The organism is Arcicella sp. GW458-12-2-14-TSB2, assembly GCF_059423785.1.
In genome coordinates this window covers 1-20368 of the sequence record NZ_JBWKYN010000102.1, presented here as the reverse complement: position 1 = coordinate 20368, position 20368 = coordinate 1, and the positions used below count along the sequence as shown (strand labels likewise).

Below are 20368 nucleotides of genomic sequence, written 5' to 3'. Positions count from 1 at the left end.
ATATATTATCTTGTTTTTGAGAAATAGAATATATTACTTCTATGAAAAGACTGATAAATTGTTTATTTTTAACGTATTATGTAGTACAAATAATATTAAAATTTATGAACGTGATGAATATAAAGCAACCAAATTTAAGATATTGAGGTACTTATATTTGAAATAATCTACCGACTAAACGATAAAGACATGTCTAGGATAGTACTCATTGAAGATGATTTACTTCTTGCTGAAAATACTAGTTTAATTTTAACGCTCAATGGCTATGAATGTTTTGTAGCTAATAGTAGTAAAGAGGGAATTTTGCTAATAGAAGAGATTATTCCAGACTTGGTGGTTTGTGATATTATGCTAGACTCAATGGATGGGTTCGACGTCCTGAGAATAATAAGGCAAGACAAGGGATTTATTAATTTACCTTTTATTTTCCTATCGGGCTTAGCAGATTTAACAGACAAGAGAAAAGGGATGAATCTTGGAGCCGACGATTTTTTAACAAAGCCTTATTCGTCAAAAGATTTAATTGAAACTATTCAAGCAAGGATAGAAATAAGCTCAGCTAAAAAAGTAAACGCTGCGATTGAAACAAGGAAAAATGCCATTGATGTATTCTACCAAATTTCTACACACGAATACCTAACACCCTTGAATGGCATCATCAACTTTGGTACGCTCCTTGAAGAGATGATTAACCAAAATGATTTAAAAGATGCCAATAGTATTGTAAAAGCTATCCAAGTTTCTGGTCAAAGGATGCTTAGGGTAACTCGTAAACTGTTGTGGTATAATCAATTAGCACATAGGGTAGACCCTTGGGGAAATTCTCACAGCAAAGCAAATGTGGATGTTTCTGAGTTGCACCAAACCATTTTCGATTTCTTAAAGAATAGTACAAATATCCAATTTGATATTTCTTTTAAAGGTGAAAGCTCTTTTTGGTTTGGTTGTGACAGAGAATTGCTAGAGCAAATGCTTACTGAATTACTTCAAAATGTAATTCAGTATTCTGACCCTAGGTTCGAAATACGTTCTGAAGCCTTTTCAGAAAATAATATGTTTGTATTAAAAATAACAAACTATTATAAAGGCTCATATTCTATGAGTACAGCGTTGATAAAACCCTTTTATCAGGCACATTACTCTAAAGATATGAATGGCTCTGGATTGGGTTTATACATTGTAAAGGAATGGGCTACCAAACAAAGGGGAAGTTTAGAAGTGAATACAAATGCTAATATTTTTGAGGTTATCCTCAAAATCCCAGTATTACAAATTGATTAAAATTTACAATGAATAGGGAAGTCTAAGTATAAAAGTACTTCCTTTGGATTGATTACTACTAAAGTTGAGATCACCCCCTAATTTTTTGGTGAATTCTTTGGTGATAGTTAATCCTAAGCCTGTACCTTCAATGTTCAAGACATTATTGGCTCTAAAGAAAGTTTCAAATAAATGTTCTTGGTCTTCTGGAGGAATACCTATCCCATAATCTTTTACGGTAATGGAAAAAAATGAAGGATAATACTTTAAATGAAGCTCTGGCTCTTGGGCATTAGCAGAATATTTAAAGGCATTGTTGACTAAATTACTGATAATATGGCTTAATAAAACAGGGTCAGTAGATATTTCCTTATATTCTTCGCTCAAGAACATCCTTAGTTTCCTACCATCTTTTCTATTGGTATAATATTGACTATTAATATCATTCAAGAATTTATTAATGTTAATAGGGTGAGGTTTAACAGGCAATTTCCCGTCCGCTGTTTTGCCAATGATTAAAATATCTTTCAACATGCCCTCTAGTCGACTAGTCTGGAGGATTATTTTGTCGATATGCATTTTAATTTTATGTTTTAGAACATTATCGCCAACAATCTGTTTGGTGTGAAAATCCAATAAGTCAGCACTTGTGACAATGGCCGTAATGGGCGTTCTGAATTCATGAGAAGTCAGAGAAATAAACCTTGATTTTAGGTTACTAATTTCCTTTTCTTTAGCAAGAGAGATTTCTAATTTTCGTAAATTCTTACGGTCTTCCTCTGCAATCTTTCTTTCAGTAATATCAAAAGATATTCCATTATACGTGATTTTATCTTCTTTAATTATCGGACTTGCTAGTCCCTGAAACCATTTTTTCTTGCCATCCTTTGTTTCTATTTCTCCTTCATAGTTCCATTCTTTTTTGTTGAGAATAGCCACTGCGATAGAGTTGAAGAAAGCATTCCTTTCTTTATGAGAAATTTTTATTTTTGATGCCCAGTCTTTATCATTTATCAAAGTCCCAAATATCTCATGACCTTTATCGCTTAAATAAGTGAAATAAGAAGAACCATCAGGTTCAACACAGAATTGGAAAACAATACCTGGCGAGTTTTTAGCTAAATCGCTAAACATTTTTTCGCTTTGTTGTAATTGCTTGTCCGCTAGTTTACGCTCGGTAATATCTGTTAATGAACCAGCCATTCTTGAAGGACGATTTTCTTCATCCCACGTAGCTTGCCCACGAATTAAAAACCATCGATAAATATCTGTTGTAGTTTTTAGCCTAAACTCATGATGAAAAATATCACGTTGTTCAAGGTGTCTGTTAATAGCAGAAGTAACCGAATCTACATCATCATTGTGGCTCGATTCTTTCAAAAAAGTAAGAAATGGAATATTGAGGTATATTTCATCATGAGGGTACCCCAACATATCCCTAAATCTATGAGATAAATAAGTGATGTTGTGGGCAATATCCCAATCCCAAATTCCGTCACTAGAGCCTTTTACGGCGAGGTCAAATCTTTCTTTGCTGATATTCAGCTCAATAGCAGAGAGTTTTTGATTACTAATATCCGATAACGCCATTACCAGTCCATAGTTCTGATTCGTTTTGTTCTCTATGGGGTATAATCTTACGTAATACCAGTTTGTTGTGCCATTGGGTTGGGGGAAATTGATTTCGTATTCAATCTTCTTGCCTTCCAAAACGGTCAGCATCATTTTCTGAAGGATAGGTTTTCTTTCTTCAGGGAAATAATCTAAGATAGGAGTTCCTATTTTCGCTTTTTTATTGGCATTAAAGAAATTCTGCGAAGAAATATCGCTAGCAATTTTATTAAATGAAACTACATCTAAATGATTGTTAATAAGGATGTAGCCAGTATCAGTTGTGTTAAAAATAGCTTGGAGGTTTGCTTCAGATTCCCATAATTTTTGTTCCGCAATTCTTTGTTCAGATACGTCTCTCAACAATAAGGCAGCCCCTACTATTATTCCATTTTTTGAGATAGGATTTGCTTTAATTTCAAAATGTATTTCTTCGTCACCATTAGGCTTTAAATCGGGTAGTTGCAAATCAGTCGTAAAGTGTTCCCCTTGGAATACTCTATCGTACAAATCTTTCCAAAATTCTTTTAGTGCATCAGGCATTGGAGTTTTAAATACTGAATCGCCAATATTATATTTAGTCTCTAATGAAAAATCCAAACTCTTTAGGAATGCATTATTCATAGTGATTAACCGATAATTAGTATCTATACTCCAAATACAATCGTCTGTGCTGTTAATCAAAGCCTCGTAATTACTTTTCTTTAATTCTAAATCTCTAGCGATTTTGATAACATCCGTAACGTTTTCTACTAAAGATAAAATAGAAATCACTTTGCCATTTTCATCTTTTAAGATAGAATTGTGCCAATTACAATAAATAGTTTCTCCTGTTTTTGTTAGATTTCTATTTTTTGAAGTCAGCCTATTTACTCTTCCACTCAGCATTTCATCAGCATACTCGCTTACTTTAACGACATCACTTTCGTGAATAATATTTATTTCAGATAATGATTTCCCCACAATTTCAAAGGCTTTCCAGCCAAAAATCACTTCCGCTTGTTCTGACCAACTTTTAATGGTCAAAGTACTATCCCAATTAATTACCCCTAATGGCGAGTTCGTATAATGAAAGTTAAGTTCATTATTTAGCGACTGTAATTGTTTTTCATAGTTTTTTTGGTCAGTAATATTAGTCAATGAAATCATTACACCAATAATTTCATGAAAAGAATCTCTAATTGGGAAAAACAGAACCTTATACCACCTATCACCACTATCAAAGGGAATAAACATTTCTGTTTTTATTTCTTCGCCAAGGATAGTTTTGGCGAAGTGTTCGTTAATAAGACTATGTGTGGAAGGATGCGAGTAGTCAAATATATTCGCTCCTTGATGGTATTCTTTGTGTAATAATTCCCTAACTCTCTTTTGAAAAATCTTATTAGAATCGATGATGTTTTTATCTTTATCTAATAAAATAATAGAATCTAGGGTGTTGTTTACATAAGTAGAAAGGATTTTCTCTGAATGAAGAAGCTCCGATTTTTTATTAAATAAAGATTGAGCTTGTCTCGCCAGAATCTGCAAGCTATTAATTTGTCGGGAGCTTAATTTTAATATTTTAGTATCAAGAATACACAGAGTGCCTAGTATAAATCCTTTTTGATTTTTGATGGGAATACCTAAATAGAAACGCACATAAGGCTCACCTATCACGAAGGGATTATTTTTGAAGCGGTCGTCATTAAGTGCATCTTCCACTAGGATCATAGACTCTGTTTGGATGATGTGCTTGCAGAAAGAGTCATTGCGAGATACTTCGCAAAAGTCAATACCAATTTTTGATTTAAACCATTGGCGGTCTGAATCCATAAGGCTAATCAAAGCAATAGTAGCACCACTTATCTGTATACCTAAAGTGATTATATCATCAAAATCTTGGTCGGCGGGAGTATCAAGTAAATTTAATTCCTTTAGGGCGGACAAACGAAGGATTTCATTTGAAGAAATTTGACTATCTTCCATTACTATTGTTTATATAGGTTAAATCACATCTTAGGGCCTACTCTTTAATACTTATTTAGCAGTACAGTATTTTTATTAGCAGTTATATTATTTATTGTACTTCAGCAATTACATTTTGAATAGCATTTACCAAATCTTTGCCTCTGATAGGCTTTGTTAAATATTCATTGGCTCCGCTTTTTATTCCGTTTTCATAATCAGAATTTTCAGCATGTGCAGATAGTAAAATAAAAGGTAAATTAGCCCACTTTTCTTCGGCACGGACATTCTTCAAAAATAGTAAACCATTCATACGGGGCATTCTTATATCAGAAACAATTACATCTATATATTCATTTTGAAGAATTTCCATCGCTTCTTCACCATCCTCAGCAGGGATGACGGTAAAATCAAATAACTCTAAAATCTCAACGTAATTGTTCCTAAGAACAACGTCGTCTTCAACAAATAATATTTTAGTTTTCATTGTGTGATTTATAAAGTAAGTTTTTCATAAATAAATGGTTAATTAATTTACAATAATTTTTGTCTTCTTCAAAGAAAGAGTTTACAAATTTTAATAAGGAAGTTTTAACGTAAATATACTTCCAACTCCTTCCTCGCTTTCAAAATCTATCGTTCCGCCTAGTTTTTCGGTAAATTCTTTGGCAATACTTAATCCTAAGCCCGTACCCTCTGTACTAATTACATTCGTTGCCCTGAAGAAAGTTTCAAATAAATGTTGTTGATCTTTTGCGGGAATACCCATTCCATAGTCTTTAACAATGATAATAAAACAATGTTCATTGTAGAGTAACTGAACCTCAGGACTTTTGTTTACCCCGCGTGAATATTTAAAAGCATTACTGATTAAATTATTCATGATATGGAGTAATAATGATTCATCAGTCAAGATTTCTTTCTCTTCTTCTGGCAAAATCATGGTTAGCTTTCTGTCCTCACGAAGGTTAATATATAATTCTTTGGTTAATTTTTCTAAAAAGGCTTTAATAGCTGTCGCTTTAAGCTTTACAATGATTTTGCCTTCGGCGGTTTTTTCTAAGGTTAGTACATCCGCCACAATGCCCGTCAGTCTATCCACTTGCGAGGTTATATGATTAATGTGCTCTTGTATTTTATTTTTTATGAACTCATTCCCTACCTTTTCCACATACAAGGTTAATAAATCTGCACTACCTAAAATACCCGCAAGGGGTGTGCGGAACTCATGTGAGGTTAATGAAATAAACCTTGATTTAAGAAGATTTAATTGCTTTTCTTTCGTCAACAAAACCTCTAACTTCTGAAGATTCTTCGCATTTTGTTCTGCTATTTTGTATTGATTGATATCTTGGAAAATACCATATACTCTTTTTACTTTTTCGCCTTCCAATTCTGCTTTTCCGATAACTTTTACCCAGGTTCCTTCATGTTGAGCATTCACAATTTGTACTTCAATTTCAAATGCAGTACCTAGTTGAATACAATTGTGAACAGCGTTGGTGATGAGCTGCCGACTAATTCCTTCTTTATAAAATAACAAACTTTCTTCAATAGTTGGTTGAAGATTATAGGGTATATCGGCAATTTCTTTGATTACTTTAGACAAATAAATGGTATTAGAAGCCACATCTATAGACCACCCACCCACACGTGCTACTCTATTGCTTTCTTCAAGCAAATCTCTTGTTCTTTTTAGTTGTTCCTCTGCTAGCTTTATATCAGTGATGTCTTGAAAAGTACCATATATTCTTTTTTTGGTTGGAATGCTGAAATCAGCTTTGCCGATTACCCTTACCCATATTTCTCTGTTTTTAGCTGTAATCAATTGTACTTGCACATCGAATGGCGTTTCAAATTGAATACAATCAGAAAAAACTTTCTTGATTTTTTCTCTGCTATAACCTTCTTTATAATGGCTTATGCCATCTGAAACATTAACAGTAGTAGCGTCTTCATCAAATTCATGTATTTCTCTTGTAATCTGTGACCAAGAAGCAATATTAGTATTGATGTCTGCTTCCCAACCGCCTATTCGTGCCACTTGATTGGTTTCCTGAAGGACATTTCTAGTTTGCTTCAATTCCTCCTCTGCTATTTTCCTATCTGTAATATCGCTCATATAACCATGCCATATTACACTATCACTCAATCGTTCGGGTGTTGAAGTTGCCTTTAGCCACCTCTCTTTTTGTGAAGGTAAAATTACCCTAAACTCAATATCTGTTAAAGCTAAGGTTTTGTAGGTTTTTTGAATTTCCTCCATTACCATTGCATAGTCATCAGGGTGGATGAGTTTAAACAATGCTTTAGTCCTTTCTTCAGGATTTAATTTTTCTAATCCCTGCGAATAGATGAGCTGTCGAGAAACATACGAGAAAAAGTAGCGATTGTCATCAAAAAGTTGAAATTGATACAATGTTCCCGGTACTTGCTTGGCTAAACGCTCCAACAATTTTGATGATTTCTCTCTGGCAATTTCAGATTTTTTTAATTGATTTATATCTTGAAAAGTACCATATACTCTCGTACAAACACCATTAACGAAATCAGTTTTAATAATACTTCGCAGCCAAATATGTCGTTGCCTAGCAGTAATAATCTCTAATTCCAAATTAGACGTAATCCCTTTTTGAATACCTTTTTTTAGCGCCATCAAAAAGGTTTTTTTACTCTTAGTTTTGAAAAACTTAAGAATTTTTTTCAAATCAGGACTGAACTCACTCGGTAAATCATAGATTTTTCGAGTAGTATCTGACCAGAACAAAATTTTACTGGCAGGGAAGTATTCCCAACCTCCTATATTAGCTACTTCACTGACTTCTTCTAATAACTCTTTGGTTTGTTTAAGTTGGTTTAATGAATCTACTTTGGCTGTAATATCATTAATTACCAAAATCGTTTCTTTATTATAAGGGTGAATACTAGAATTGATGCTCGTCCAATACCATGAACCGTCCTTTCTTTTTAGTCTTATTTCAAGATTAACAAAGGGAATACCCGTAGCAATCGTTTTCCTAACGGCCTGAAGTGCTGGTGCAATGTCTTCATCTAGTACAAAATCTAAGTACAATTTGCCCAATATTTCATCTATGTCATATTGATATAGTGTTGTAACGTTTGGCGATACAAAGGTGATGATTCCAAGGTGATTTACTGAAATCAATAAATCGGTCATGTTTGAAACCAAAATAGATAAATCGTTCTCCGTCTTTATTAGTTCAGAGACATTATGACCTACGCAAAGTATCTCAATTGTTTTTCCTTCATCGTTTATCAGCCCTGTAAACTCCCATTGATTCGTTATTATTTCTTGTTGCTTATTCTTTTTTCGAAGAATTACTTTAAAAGGTTTTGAAGGATACAAAAAGCATTTTAAGACAGTCTCCTGACAAATCGCTCGGTCTTCTTCAATAATTGATAATAATCTATTTGTACCTAAAATTGCTGTTTTATCAACACTAAAAACCTTATGAAAATAATCATTAATATAGGTGTAATTTCCATATAAATCTGTTTTGACTACATACAAAAACTCACTGTTTATAATAGATTCGCCTATAGATGTATGAAAATTATTATCTGCTTTTTGTGGAGGACTAACGTCATGCTGTAGGGTGTTTGCACCTAATATTTTACTAATGTTTCCATCCGCATCATATATATGCTTTAAGGAGCAACTCATGTTGATAATACTCCCATCTTTATGGACATAATAGGTAGTGATAGCATCAACATAACATATAGTGTTATGGTTATTTGATGAGAGGAGGGAAAGCTCTTTCTCTTTAAAAATATCCAACCATTGATTTTGTAGGATGTTGTATTCCGTATCTGTATGATAACCAAGTATAGATGCTAACTTAGGGTTTACCCAACAATCGCTATGAGTTTTGGCATCCCAAAACCAAAATCCATCAAGTGCAAATTCTTGAATAAAGTCAAAAATGGTTGAATCAGCTTGAATAAGTGCTATAAGCTCATTTTTTAAATAATTTGCCATATTTATAAACTTATATTACTTGCAAATTTATGACAAAGGTTATCATAAGATAAAATGTTTTTACGCTAAGTAAGAAAACAAAGTAAATTATTTGAATATTAAAATTAGAGGCTTATGTTCAGCAATTTAATTAAAAGGAAGTCTATTTACAATGACGAAAAGTAAATTATAATCAATCCTTTTTTGTGTTTATGTGATGGCTGTAGGTAGGAGTAATAGAGTGTAGAAAAAGTAAGTTAAAAGGCTAAAAAATAAAAATTAAATAATTGATTTTCAGGTAGAAACGTTAATGAAAAATTGCTATTGTTCTGAAAATAAGGGCGATAACGTTGTTAGGGTGCCAGTAGCTTTTTACATCTTTATTTGTATCACTAGAGAGGAACTTAAGTCCCTCTCTAGTGATACAAATAAAGATGTAAAAAGACAATATGCTATACTTAAATGCTATAAGGAAATATGAGCGTAAATTTACACCCTTTTCCTTCTTCACTTTCAAAACTAATTTCACCCTGTAGCTTTTCCGTAAATTCTTTGGCAATATTCAATCCTAAGCCCGTTCCCTCGGTTTTTATTACATTACTAGCTCTGAAAAAGGTTTCAAATAAATATTTTTGCTCAGTTTGGGGAATGCCTATCCCGTAATCTTTTACATTAATACAAAAATGATTATCAAAATAAGTTAAATGAATTTCGGGGTTCTGGTATATGCCTCTGGAATATTTAAAGGCATTGCCAATCAGGTTATTCATGACGTGCCGTAAGATAGACTCATCTGAAATTATTTCTTTTTCTTCACTAGGAAGAAATAATGTTAGGCTTCTATGTTCATTGGGTTGATATTGAAATTCCTGAGCCATATTTTCAAGAAACTCTTTAATCAACAAAGGCTGTTTTTGTAAAACAATTTTGCCTTCTGCGGTCTTTTCTAAATTTAATATATCGGTGATAATCCCTGTTAGCCTATTAACCTGCGTAATAATATTATCTAATTGTTTATTCGTTTTAAATTTTATTTGGGCATCTTCTATTTTGCTAATGTAAACATCTAATAATTCCGTACTTCCTAAAATGACTGATAAGGGCGTTCTGAACTCATGAGATGTGAGCGAGATAAATCTTGATTTTAGCTGATTTAATTGCTTCTCTTGGGTCAGAAGGATTTCTAAATTCTGTATATTTTTTTTATTCTCTTCCGCTATTTTAGACTGGTGAATATCTTGAAATGTGCCAAAAATTCGTTTGATTTTGTTGTCTTCCATTTCAGGTTTTCCTATAAGCTTCACCCAAATTTCTTTTTGTGTGGTAGTTATTACTTTAGTTTCTACTTCAAAGGGTGTTCTATATTCTATGCAGTTCTGAATGGCATTTTCTATTAATTCTCGGCAAAAGCCTTCTTTATAAAAAGCAATTCCCATTTCAAAGGTGGGATTAAAATCTAGGCTCACTTCAAGAATCTCTTTTATTACATCAGACCAATAAATATCCCCTGTGGCTACATCAAATGACCAGCCCCCAATTCTGGCTAGCTTATTGGTTTGTTCTAATAAAGCTTTTGTTTTCTTGAGTTGTTCTTCAGCAAGCTTTGCTTCTGTAATATCTTGAAAAGTACCATAAATTCTTTTTCTATTTGAATCTGAAAAGTCTGCTTTACCTACGCTTCTCACCCATATTTCTTTGCCAGTGACCGTAATGAGTTCAAGCTCTACATCATAGGGAGTTCCCAAATTAATACAGTTTTCTATGGCATTGGCTATCACCCTTCTACTTTTATCATCTTTATAAAAATTAATCCCGCCTTCAATAGTAGGTTGATACCATTCATCAAGCTCATGAATCTCTTTCGTAATTTTAGACCAATACAACGTACCTGTGCTAATATTAAGCTCCCATCCACCAATTTTAGCTACCTGATTAGTCTCTTGCAAAAGTGTCTTGGTTCGGGTTAGCTCTATTTCAGCGTGTTTTCGGGCTGTTATATCATTAAGCACCATGATGGTTTCCTTGTTCAGCGGATTGATACTAGAATTGATATTTGCCCAGTAATAAGAACCATGTTTTTCTTTTAACCTAATTTCTAGGTTTTTAAACGGCACACCCGAAATCAATGCGTTTTTTATCGCATGTATGCCTGTTTCTAAATCTTTATGATGAATGAAATCCGCATAAAATTTCCCTACTATTTCGTTTACTTCATAATCGTATAGCTTTGTAATATTGGGTGAAACGTACGTAATAATGCCACGATTATTGACAGAAATTAGTAAATCTGTCATGTTTGCTACCAATACTGATAAATCATTCTCTATCTTAACATGATCAGAAACGTTGTAGCCGATGCATAATATCTCAAAAGGTTTGCCTTCATCATCTATTAGGGCTGTAAATTCCCATTGATTAGTAATGATTTCTCTATGTTTATTTATTTTTCTTAGAAAGACCGAAAAAGGGGTAAGTGGACTCCTAAAGCATTTCATAATAGTTTCTCTGTATACTTCATGGTCATCTTTAATCACAGAGAGCATAGCGTTTGTTCCTAGCAAAGATTCTTTATCAGAACAAAAAAACTGATGGTAGTTGTCGTTAATGAAATTATAATTATCATAAATGTCGGTTTTCATGACAAATAAGACATTACTGTTTTTGATAGACGTACCTATTGATTTATAAGTTTTATCAGAAGTTACCTGTGGGAATTCATAATGTTGGGCAAGTGTATTAGCACCCAAAAGTCTATGAGGATTTCCTTCACCATCATAGAAAATCTTACAAACACAGTTCATCGCCACTGTTGAGCCATTTTGATGAATATACTTCAATAAATACTGAGGATACGGAGTATTATTAGCAGTTAGTCTAGTAGGGTTTAATAAATCATTATCAATGAAAAAGCCTATTAATTGATTTACAAATACAGAATACTCAAAAATAGCATTGTAGCCTAATATCAATTCAATTTCTGAGCTTATCCAGCAGAAATTTGATACCTCCAAATCCCAAAACCATAAACCGTTTTTCGCATTTTTTTGAACAAAATCATAAAGTTCTTCATCATTTTTTAGATGAAGGTCTAATTCATTCTTTAAGTAGTTTGTCATAACATTAAAAAATATCTCGTCGTAAGGAAAACAGTTTTATCTCCTCTTATTGGTTAGAAAGAGTGAAAGACACAGAGGTAAAATGGTTTAATAATATTAATTGTAATTTAAATATACTCTTAATTTATGCAGATACAGTGATTTATACAATAATAAATTAAAGCAATCTCGATATATGGTAAGTTTTGGATAAAAACAGTATTGATTATACTTAGTACCAATAAAGCTTTTTTGATGAAATACACTATTGTTTAAATACAAAATATGTTGAAAATAATTATACTTTCAATCAGGTAACTGGCAGCAATATTATATCATTAAACCTGTTTTTTATCGAGAACAGAAAATAGGAGATGTCGTTTTGGGGTAGGCAATAATGAACTTATACTTATTAATAATCTTTTGCTTGAAGCAGGGTTATTCAGTAAAATGCTTATCCTTAAGAAGTGACATCAGTCCCTTCTCAAGGATAAATTCAAATTTTATAGGGTTGTCAATAAAACAATTATTTAAGCTGTACCTTTTACTAAAGCTTTTAATACATCATCATTTACATTGCCAAATAGTGAAATCCCAGCCGCACCATTTTTTAACGCCAATTTGATGCCTTGAACAATTTCGTCATTACTATCAAAATCGGGTAAATACAAGCCAGCATATAATGGGAATTTTCCATGTAATGCCTTTACGCCTTCTTCTACGGCATCGCCAATCCAACTTACGTCTTCTTTATAAAACTTATGGTAAATCATTGGGCATACAGCCGATAAATTCCAATTTACCCAATCTTGTCTTACAATTCTTTTAGCTACTTCTGGCGTAGGGAAAACTGCCGCAGTAATAGGTTTCTTAAAGCTTGCCGCCGTTTTAGCTAAATGATTTACCAGACGAGTAACATTGTCATATCTGAATTTACGCCAAGATAAATTTTGGTCGGGATTCTCTACCGTTTTGATGTCAATCCCTTTCAATTCTTTGAATTTAGCCTGACAAACATCACAATAGCAAAAATCGTATTCAGGCAATTCTTGATTTTGTTTGATACCATATACTTGCCATAGATTTACTGCTAAAATCACATCGCAATAACGTACATAGTCTAAGTGAATACCATCTACATAAGGTTTGCTTAATTCTGTTTTAACAGCCTTCTCTAGATAATCTCTTACCTCTGGACGAGATGGACAAAGCCATCTATAATAATTTACATAAGGAGGGTTAGTAGCACAAGATTCCCCCTTGCGGTTGATAGCATACCATTCAGGATGAGCCTTCAAAAGACTTTCTTCGCCTCTATTCAATGTCCAAATCCAGCGATGCGTAGTCAATCCTTGTTTTTTGGCAATTCTAAAATGTTTTTCATCGTCGGCTTCAAAGAAAACACCCGTGATGCCATGTGCTTTATATTTTTTATAACGTTCAGTAAGTACGTCTTCTGTTTCCTTATGGTCAGGGTTTATCCAAACCCAGTTTTTTAGTTGAGTGCTTTTTTTCTCAGGAACTAAAGGGCGTGTTTGAAGTAAATTAACACTTTGACCAACAGCTAATGCTCCTAAGCCCATTTGTTTTAAGAAAGTACGTTTTTCCATTGCTTTGTTTTTTGTTGAAGATTGTTACAATTATAAAGACTTCAATTTGCTTATCTTGAGGAGGCTGTCCTGATTGAGGAATATTTTATTGTTTTCTGCTTTGTCAATAATCGTTATTACAAAAGTTTGACTAGTAGCTTCTATTTCGATGTTGTGTACTAATTCGCTAGTTTTAAGAATAGTAGGGTCTATCGCCAAAAGCGATAATTCTTTGGCATACTGGTGATTTTTAGCAAAGTACTCCTTTTGTTGATGATAAATATCCCAAGCTATTTGTTTTACTTTTTCAATGTCAGGAATAGAGAAATCAAAATCTTCTGTCCCTACTTTTTTATCAGAAAACACTAAGTAGCCCCAATTTTCTGGCATGTGCATGTCAATTTTGCCTTGTGGAGACCAAACCCAATTGTATTCTGGAAGCACACCTTGTCCATCTTCTTTTTTCTTGCGACTATACTTACCCGCCTGCACATCATGATTCCATTCAACCCTTGAAAAATTTATTCGCCAAAGCGACAAATCCTCTGGTTTGTTTAAATAATTATCTAAGCTGATTGAAGCAAATGGAATCGCCATTTCTATTACCCAACGTTTATCCGTGTCTGTGGCATTGTTTACTGTTCCCTCTATACTTACCGCTGTCTTAAGTTGTTTAATATCCCAACTTATCAAGGCATTGCCACCATTTCTGTAGGGCTTTGGCAGAAATAAATCAAAGGTATTGTTGATAGCGTTTATTTCTAATTCAAAGTAGTTTTGGGCATCTCCGTCTGGATCAATAAAAACTTCAAAGTCGTTTTCTAAAAAAACAATCTGATCTTTTTTGTTTTGATACGCCCAGATATTTTTTTCTTCAAGTTCAGCAGCTATATAAAGATGCGTATCATCCCATAAAAGCTTAGCCCTAGTAGCTTGCAAAGGCTTAGGCTTTTTATCTCCTTCAATATCCACAAAAAAACTTGTCCACTTAGCTTTTTGCCATGCTGGTTCAGAGAGCTTACCGTCAATTTTTAGGGGTTCTGTACTTCGGAAACAATGGTATTGAAGAGGTTCAGGAACAACTTGGGCGAACGAAGAGCACAGTTTCAACCCAATTATCCCAGTAAGGAATAATTTTTTCATATACATTAAATTTGGATAATTGTCGCGATTTTGCTCGTTGGATATACAAAACCACGAATCGCTTGTAATAATTAGTTAAACAAAGTAAGGATTAATTACTTCTAATTACTAATTATAAGGGAAGGAAAAGCCTATAAATACTCAATAAACTAGTAAAATAGGCATAAATGACTAGAAAACAGGAGAGGTTTGTTTAATTTAAAAATCAAATTCGGTACTATATTACATATCATTAACAATTAATTAATAATAATTAATCTTAATCAATCAACCATTATCGCAATAGCGTAATACTTCCCTGACTGTTATAAGTAGTGCCATCATTGAGTTCTACCTCTACCTCATAGGCGTATATGCCTGCGTCTGAAGGTAAACCATTGTGTGTGCCATCCCACCCGTAACTTGCTTGTGAAGGAACGATGTTTTCTTTCCAGAAAATAACTTCTCCCCATCGGTCAAACACTTTCATGTTTTTGATTTGTTTGACACATCCAGAGGCAAAAGCGTAAAAAATGTCATTGTTACCATCATTATTAGGTGAAAAGGCATCTGGTAGAAAAACCAATCCACAACTCCTTACGGAAATATTGGCTACTTTTATTTTCTCACATGCTTTGCCGTCTAAACTACTTACATAAACAGAATATTGTCTGGTTGTTGTGGGGCTAGCCCACGTTTCCGCACAATTAGCACAACTTAAATCAGTCGTGGGTTGCCATAAATAAGAATAATTCCCCGTAGTGGATACAATGGCTTTCAGTAGTACTTTATCACCCGAAAGGATACTAAAATCTTTATTTTGTAGGGTGACATCAAAGTCAATCACTTTCAGGTTAGTAGTAACAATACTATCGCATTGCCCAGCATTCTTAATTGTTGTAGTATATACACCTGTGGCATTATAAACTTCAGGACCAACCTTTAAAGTAGTACCTGCACAGATGACAATATCTTGATATTTTTTAAGAAGCGGATTGACGGTAAGATTCAAGGTGACGGTACTGTCGCAAATATTAGTCCTTTGTATATTTTCAATAAATGTACCGCTTGTTTTGTAATCCTTAGTACCAAGAGTATATTTTTCGCCTTCACAAATTTTAGCAGTTATTGTATTATACGGGTGTTGGTATTTAATGGTATAGTCTAAGTTTAGTTCGCAAGAAGGGTCTAAGCTCGACTGTGGAAGTATTTTAACTGAATATTTATCTCCTAATTTTGCTAATACTTTAATAGAAGGGGTGGTTTCGCCATTGCTCCACGTATATTTTTCAAAACCATCAGGAGCACTTAATGTCATATAACCATCAGCATCTGGACAAGCGGCAATAGGTTTTACTTCTGATTTCAGACATTGTGCATCAAAATATGCATAGCCAAAATGTTTTTGTTTTGTACAACCATGAGCCGTCACTTCAATATTAATTCTTTTTCCAATATAGTTTAACAAGTTGATAGAGCCAACCGTCCAGTTGCGGTACTCGATATTACCCCCACTATTATAATTTTGGACACTAAAATTAGAAGCAGTTCCAGACCTTGAAAGTTGGATGTTAAAATTACTACAAGTCAACGGGTCACCGTTTTCATCAGTAATGTTGATATTGAAGGCTGGTTTTTGTGCATCAGTATGGTTGTTATTATCATTTTGAAGAATAACTGCAAACTTATATTGAAACAAGGTATTGTCTTGTGTCACCATAAAAGAAGTTCTTAATCGATGATATACACCTCCAGGCGTAGTTTCGGTTGTATTCCCTAACTGAATCGAATAATTACTTCCAGGTGCTACCATCGAAATTCTTTCATTCGTTATTTTCGGGTCAAAACCACTTGAACTATTGGTAATCTTATAAATTCCTCCAGATTGTTCAGGACCAAACTCTGTCTTTGTGCCATTATCAGTGACGGTTCCTGAAGTAACAGTCCAACCACTAATATTAGCAAGCTCAAAACCGATATTTGTACAGTCTGTTTGTGCAAAACTGTAAACAGTTGATAAAACAAAAAATATGCTAATGAATAAAAGTTTTTGCATTTCAATCAGGTTATGAAATAATCCAACAGAATTTTAACTCATGAATTTACAAGAGAGATCATTATTAATTATAAGCTGTAGGTAAGGTATAAATCTTAATAAAAGGGAGCAATGTGTAGTAATTATATAGACAGGTAAAGCAGTAGAAAGCGTTGCATGGAAGAATTAGATTTACTAATCAGGATAAAGTTATAAAATCTATTGATTAATTTAAGTAATTGAACTAAAAATTTAGCTTTCAAGGCTATAGACTCATCAAGTGTAATTGACAATATGACATACTTTAATATTGATAGTAATAAAAAACAAACTTTTGACGCCATCGTGATTGGCTCTGGAATTAGTGGAGGGTGGGCTGCAAAAGAGTTAACAGAAAAGGGTTTAAAAACGTTGGTTTTAGAACGAGGGAGAGATGTAAAACATGTAACGGACTATCCAACTACAATGATGAACCCTTGGGAGTTTGAACATCATGGAAAAGTACCATTGGCACTTCATGACGAATATAAAATTCCACGCGACCATTATATTTTCGGAGAAAGTACCTTACATTTTTTAGTAAAAGATGCAGAACAAGAATATATTCAAGATGACCCTTTTACTTGGATGCGAGGTTACCAAGTAGGAGGGAGGTCGCTTTTGTGGGCCAGACAAACACAACGATGGAGCAATTTTGATTTTGAAGGGCCTGCTCGTGATGGATTTGCAGTAGATTGGCCTATTCGCTATGCAGATATTGCTCCTTGGTATAGCTATGTTGAAAAATTTGCAGGTATTACTGGTAACAAAGATGGCTTGCCTGAATTACCAGATGGCGAGTTTTTGGCACCCCACGAAATGTCATGTGTTGAAAAGCATTTTAAACAACAAGTGGCTAAAAACTATGCAACCAGTAGGCATGTGATTATCGGAAGAGCAGCGCATATTACTGAAAGTAAGCCGATTTATATAAAGCAAGGACGCGGGAAATGTCAAAACCGTACTTTGTGCGAAAGAGGCTGTCCGTTTGGGGGATATTTTAGTAGTAATGCTTCCACGATTCCTTGGGCAGAGAAAACAGGGAATCTTACCCTTCGCCCGCATTCAGTTGTACATTCTATTATCTATGATGAGCAAAAAGGCAAAGCTAAAGGGGTGAGGGTAATAGATGCTATTACTCGAGAAATGACGGAATTTTATGCGAACATCATTTTCTTGAATGCCTCTGCCATCAATTCTAACCTTATTTTGTTGAACTCCATTTCAAAGCGTTTTCCAAACGGCTTAGGGAATGATAATGGACTATTGGGTAAATTCATTGCTTTTCATACCTATCAAGGCAGAATTTCAGCCGAGTATGATGGGATGTTAGATGCTACAACTGACGGTCGTAGACCCAATGCAAGCTATATTCCAAGGTTCAGAAATGTATTCAAACAAGAAACTGACTTTCTAAGAGGCTATGCTGCTGGCTTTTCCGCTTCGAGGAGCCCTATTCAGTCTTTTGATGAAATGGGCGAAAACCTGAAAAGGGACTTGTTGAAGGATGATTTAGGCTTGTGGAAAATAGGCTCACACATGATGGGCGAAACCATTCCTAAAGAAGAAAGTACTGTGAGGTTAGACCCACATTTGAAAGATAAATATGGGATTCCACAATTAAGAATATCAGTAAAGTTTGATGAAAACGACCGCAAAATGATGAAGGATTTTCATGAACAATTTGCTGAAATGTACACGAAGGCAGGCTTTAGTAATATTCAGTTATACGAAACCCACAGAATGCCGGGTTCAGAGAATCATGAAATGGGAGGAGTCAGAATGGGCAAAGACCCCAAAACGTCGTTGCTCAATAAATGGAATCAGTTGCATAGTTGTAAAAATGTATTTGTAACGGATGGTGCTTGCATGACATCTACGGCTACTCAAAATCCATCGCTTACGTATATGGCACTCACTGCTAGGGCTGTTGACTATGCTGTAAAGCAGATGAAAGCACAGAGGTTGTGAGGAGGAAGAGATTAGAGACTACACACAAGAAATTAGATATAAGATGCAGGAATCAAGAAATTAGACATAAGACGTAAGGAATTAGGTGATAATAAGTTGTGATAAGCAAAGTACTTTCATAGTAAATGAGTTTCAAAAAAATCACTCAATCACTAATTCACTCAATCACAATTAAAACCTCATGAATACAAATACCCGTCGGGATTTTCTTATTAACTCCCTCGCCATAGCAGGGTTGGCTATGCTTGAAGTTTCTTTGGATTTCAAGAAAACCAAGCCCTTATTATCATTTTCAACCTTAGGCTGTCCTAATTGGTCTTTTGATACCATTTTGAAATATGCCGTAGCGAATACCTATGACGGTATAGAAATCAGAGGAATCCAAAAGCAATTGGATTTGACAAAATGTCCCGAGTTTAGTGCAGTAAATATTGCAGAGACTAAAAGAAAGGTAGCCGATAATAAGTTGAAAATTGTCGATTTGGGTTCTTCTACAGAATTGCACCATGCCCATCCTATCAAACGCAAGGCACAATTAGACGATGCTAAACGGTTTATTGATTTAGCATCAAAGCTAGATTGTCCCTTTATAAGGGTATTCCCTAATGATTTACCCAAAGAACAACGGGATGACGAAACCATTGATTTAATCACAAAGGGATTATTGGAACTTGGCGATTATGCCAAAGGCTCGTCGGTTACCGTTCTATTAGAATCTCACGGAAAAGTTATTCAGGCTGATATCCTATTAAAAATAATGAAAGCATCCGAACACCCTAATGTTGGGATGGTTTGGGATATTTTTAATATGTGGTCTGTCACCAAAGAAAGCCCTACTTTTGTTTACCAGCAATTACATCAATATATTCGCCATACGCATATCAAAGATGCCAATTTGGTCAATGGCAAAGAAGAATACGTACTATTGGGTAAGGGCGAAACGCCCCTCGCAGAAGCAATAAAAGTATTGACAAAAGGTGGATACAAAGGTTATTATAGCTTTGAATGGGAAAAACTTTGGCATCCAGAAATTCAAGAACCAGAAATAGCGATTCCTGATTTTCCGATAGCCATTAAAAAGTACTTTTAGTATGCCATTTTGGGTTTTCAATGTGATACAACCGTAAATAATGGCGTTTAGAAATTTTGTAAGCAGGATGTTGAAGTTTATTGATAATAAAACTAAGTCCTATAAAGCCCGAACTGATTGCTACGATAGTAGGATTTATAACAATAGGCGGGCTTTTGAGTTGGTTTAGTACATCAAACGAAAATAGAAAAACGCCTGCTCCGCCCAATGCCCCAATACCTTTTAGGGCAAATAGTTGTTTTTCCCCATGAGAGTATATTTTTTTAATCTCCCTGAATTTTATTTCTTGAAGATCAAAAATACTATGTTGGTTTTCATAAGGAAAGTAAAAAAATGAGCTATCGCTTAGCTGAACGATTGTGAGGTGTTGTTTTTTCCTATTGCCAAACGTTTTTAAAATAATATCACTACCTTCATGAAAATGGATATTGCGTGTTTTGCCTGTCATTTGCAACGTAAGACAACGAAAAGGTTGTTTTGACTCTGGAGGTTTTTGAGCATATACAAAAGTTAATGGTAGGAAGAAAAAAATAAGTAAAAAATTAGTTTTCATATAGTCATGCAATTAATGTTTTGCTGAGAACGACCGACTTGATTTTGTATTTTTAAAATGATAAATATTAAGAT

At 34.2% G+C, this 20368-nt stretch carries 11 protein-coding genes; 3 read left to right on the top strand and 8 right to left on the bottom strand.

Annotated features, from left to right (window positions below; genetic code table 11):
• Positions 1-189: 189 nt before the first annotated feature.
• Entirely contained in the window at positions 190-1281 is a 1092-nt protein-coding gene (locus AC07XN_RS15060; RefSeq protein WP_309913997.1) for a hybrid sensor histidine kinase/response regulator, read from the top strand.
• A 3-nt stretch (positions 1282-1284) separates the two neighbouring features.
• Here the strand turns inward: AC07XN_RS15060 and AC07XN_RS15055 are convergent, their stop codons facing one another.
• The 7 genes from AC07XN_RS15055 to AC07XN_RS15025 all read right to left on the bottom strand — a co-directional run bounded on the left by AC07XN_RS15055 (position 1285) and on the right by AC07XN_RS15025 (position 16662).
• Entirely contained in the window at positions 1285-4839 is a 3555-nt protein-coding gene (locus AC07XN_RS15055; protein ID WP_494743668.1) for a sensor histidine kinase, read from the bottom strand.
• Positions 4840-4930: 91 nt separating this feature from the next.
• A complete protein-coding gene (locus AC07XN_RS15050; protein ID WP_309914003.1) occupies positions 4931-5305 on the bottom strand; it encodes a response regulator in 375 nt (124 codons plus the stop codon).
• Positions 5306-5395: 90 nt separating this feature from the next.
• Positions 5396-8821, bottom strand: coding sequence for a PAS domain-containing protein (locus AC07XN_RS15045; RefSeq protein ID WP_494743667.1), 3426 nt, complete (start codon positions 8819-8821; stop codon positions 5396-5398).
• Between the two features lie 437 nt (positions 8822-9258).
• Positions 9259-11916, bottom strand: a complete 2658-nt coding sequence (locus tag AC07XN_RS15040) for a PAS domain-containing protein (RefSeq protein ID WP_494743666.1) — start codon at positions 11914-11916, stop codon at positions 9259-9261.
• Between the two features lie 509 nt (positions 11917-12425).
• Positions 12426-13505 carry a family 10 glycosylhydrolase gene (locus AC07XN_RS15035; RefSeq protein WP_494743665.1) on the bottom strand — a complete coding sequence of 360 codons (1080 nt, stop codon included), beginning with the start codon at positions 13503-13505 and terminating at the stop codon, positions 12426-12428.
• A 30-nt stretch (positions 13506-13535) separates the two neighbouring features.
• Positions 13536-14627, bottom strand: coding sequence for a carbohydrate-binding family 9-like protein (locus AC07XN_RS15030; protein ID WP_494743664.1), 1092 nt, complete (start codon positions 14625-14627; stop codon positions 13536-13538).
• 274 nt (positions 14628-14901) lie between these two features.
• A complete protein-coding gene (locus tag AC07XN_RS15025) occupies positions 14902-16662 on the bottom strand; it encodes a T9SS type B sorting domain-containing protein (protein ID WP_494743663.1) in 1761 nt (586 codons plus the stop codon).
• A 273-nt stretch (positions 16663-16935) separates the two neighbouring features.
• Here AC07XN_RS15025 and AC07XN_RS15020 point away from each other — a divergent pair, with 273 nt between their 5' ends.
• Positions 16936-18651 carry a GMC oxidoreductase gene (locus AC07XN_RS15020; RefSeq protein WP_494743662.1) on the top strand — a complete coding sequence of 572 codons (1716 nt, stop codon included), beginning with the start codon at positions 16936-16938 and terminating at the stop codon, positions 18649-18651.
• A 181-nt stretch (positions 18652-18832) separates the two neighbouring features.
• A complete protein-coding gene (locus AC07XN_RS15015; RefSeq protein ID WP_494743661.1) occupies positions 18833-19741 on the top strand; it encodes a sugar phosphate isomerase/epimerase family protein in 909 nt (302 codons plus the stop codon).
• Here the strand turns inward: AC07XN_RS15015 and AC07XN_RS15010 are convergent.
• Positions 19725-20294 carry a hypothetical protein gene (locus AC07XN_RS15010; protein ID WP_494743660.1) on the bottom strand — a complete coding sequence of 190 codons (570 nt, stop codon included), beginning with the start codon at positions 20292-20294 and terminating at the stop codon, positions 19725-19727. The two genes, AC07XN_RS15015 and AC07XN_RS15010, sit on opposite strands and share 17 nt — an antisense overlap.
• Positions 20295-20368: the final 74 nt, after the last annotated feature.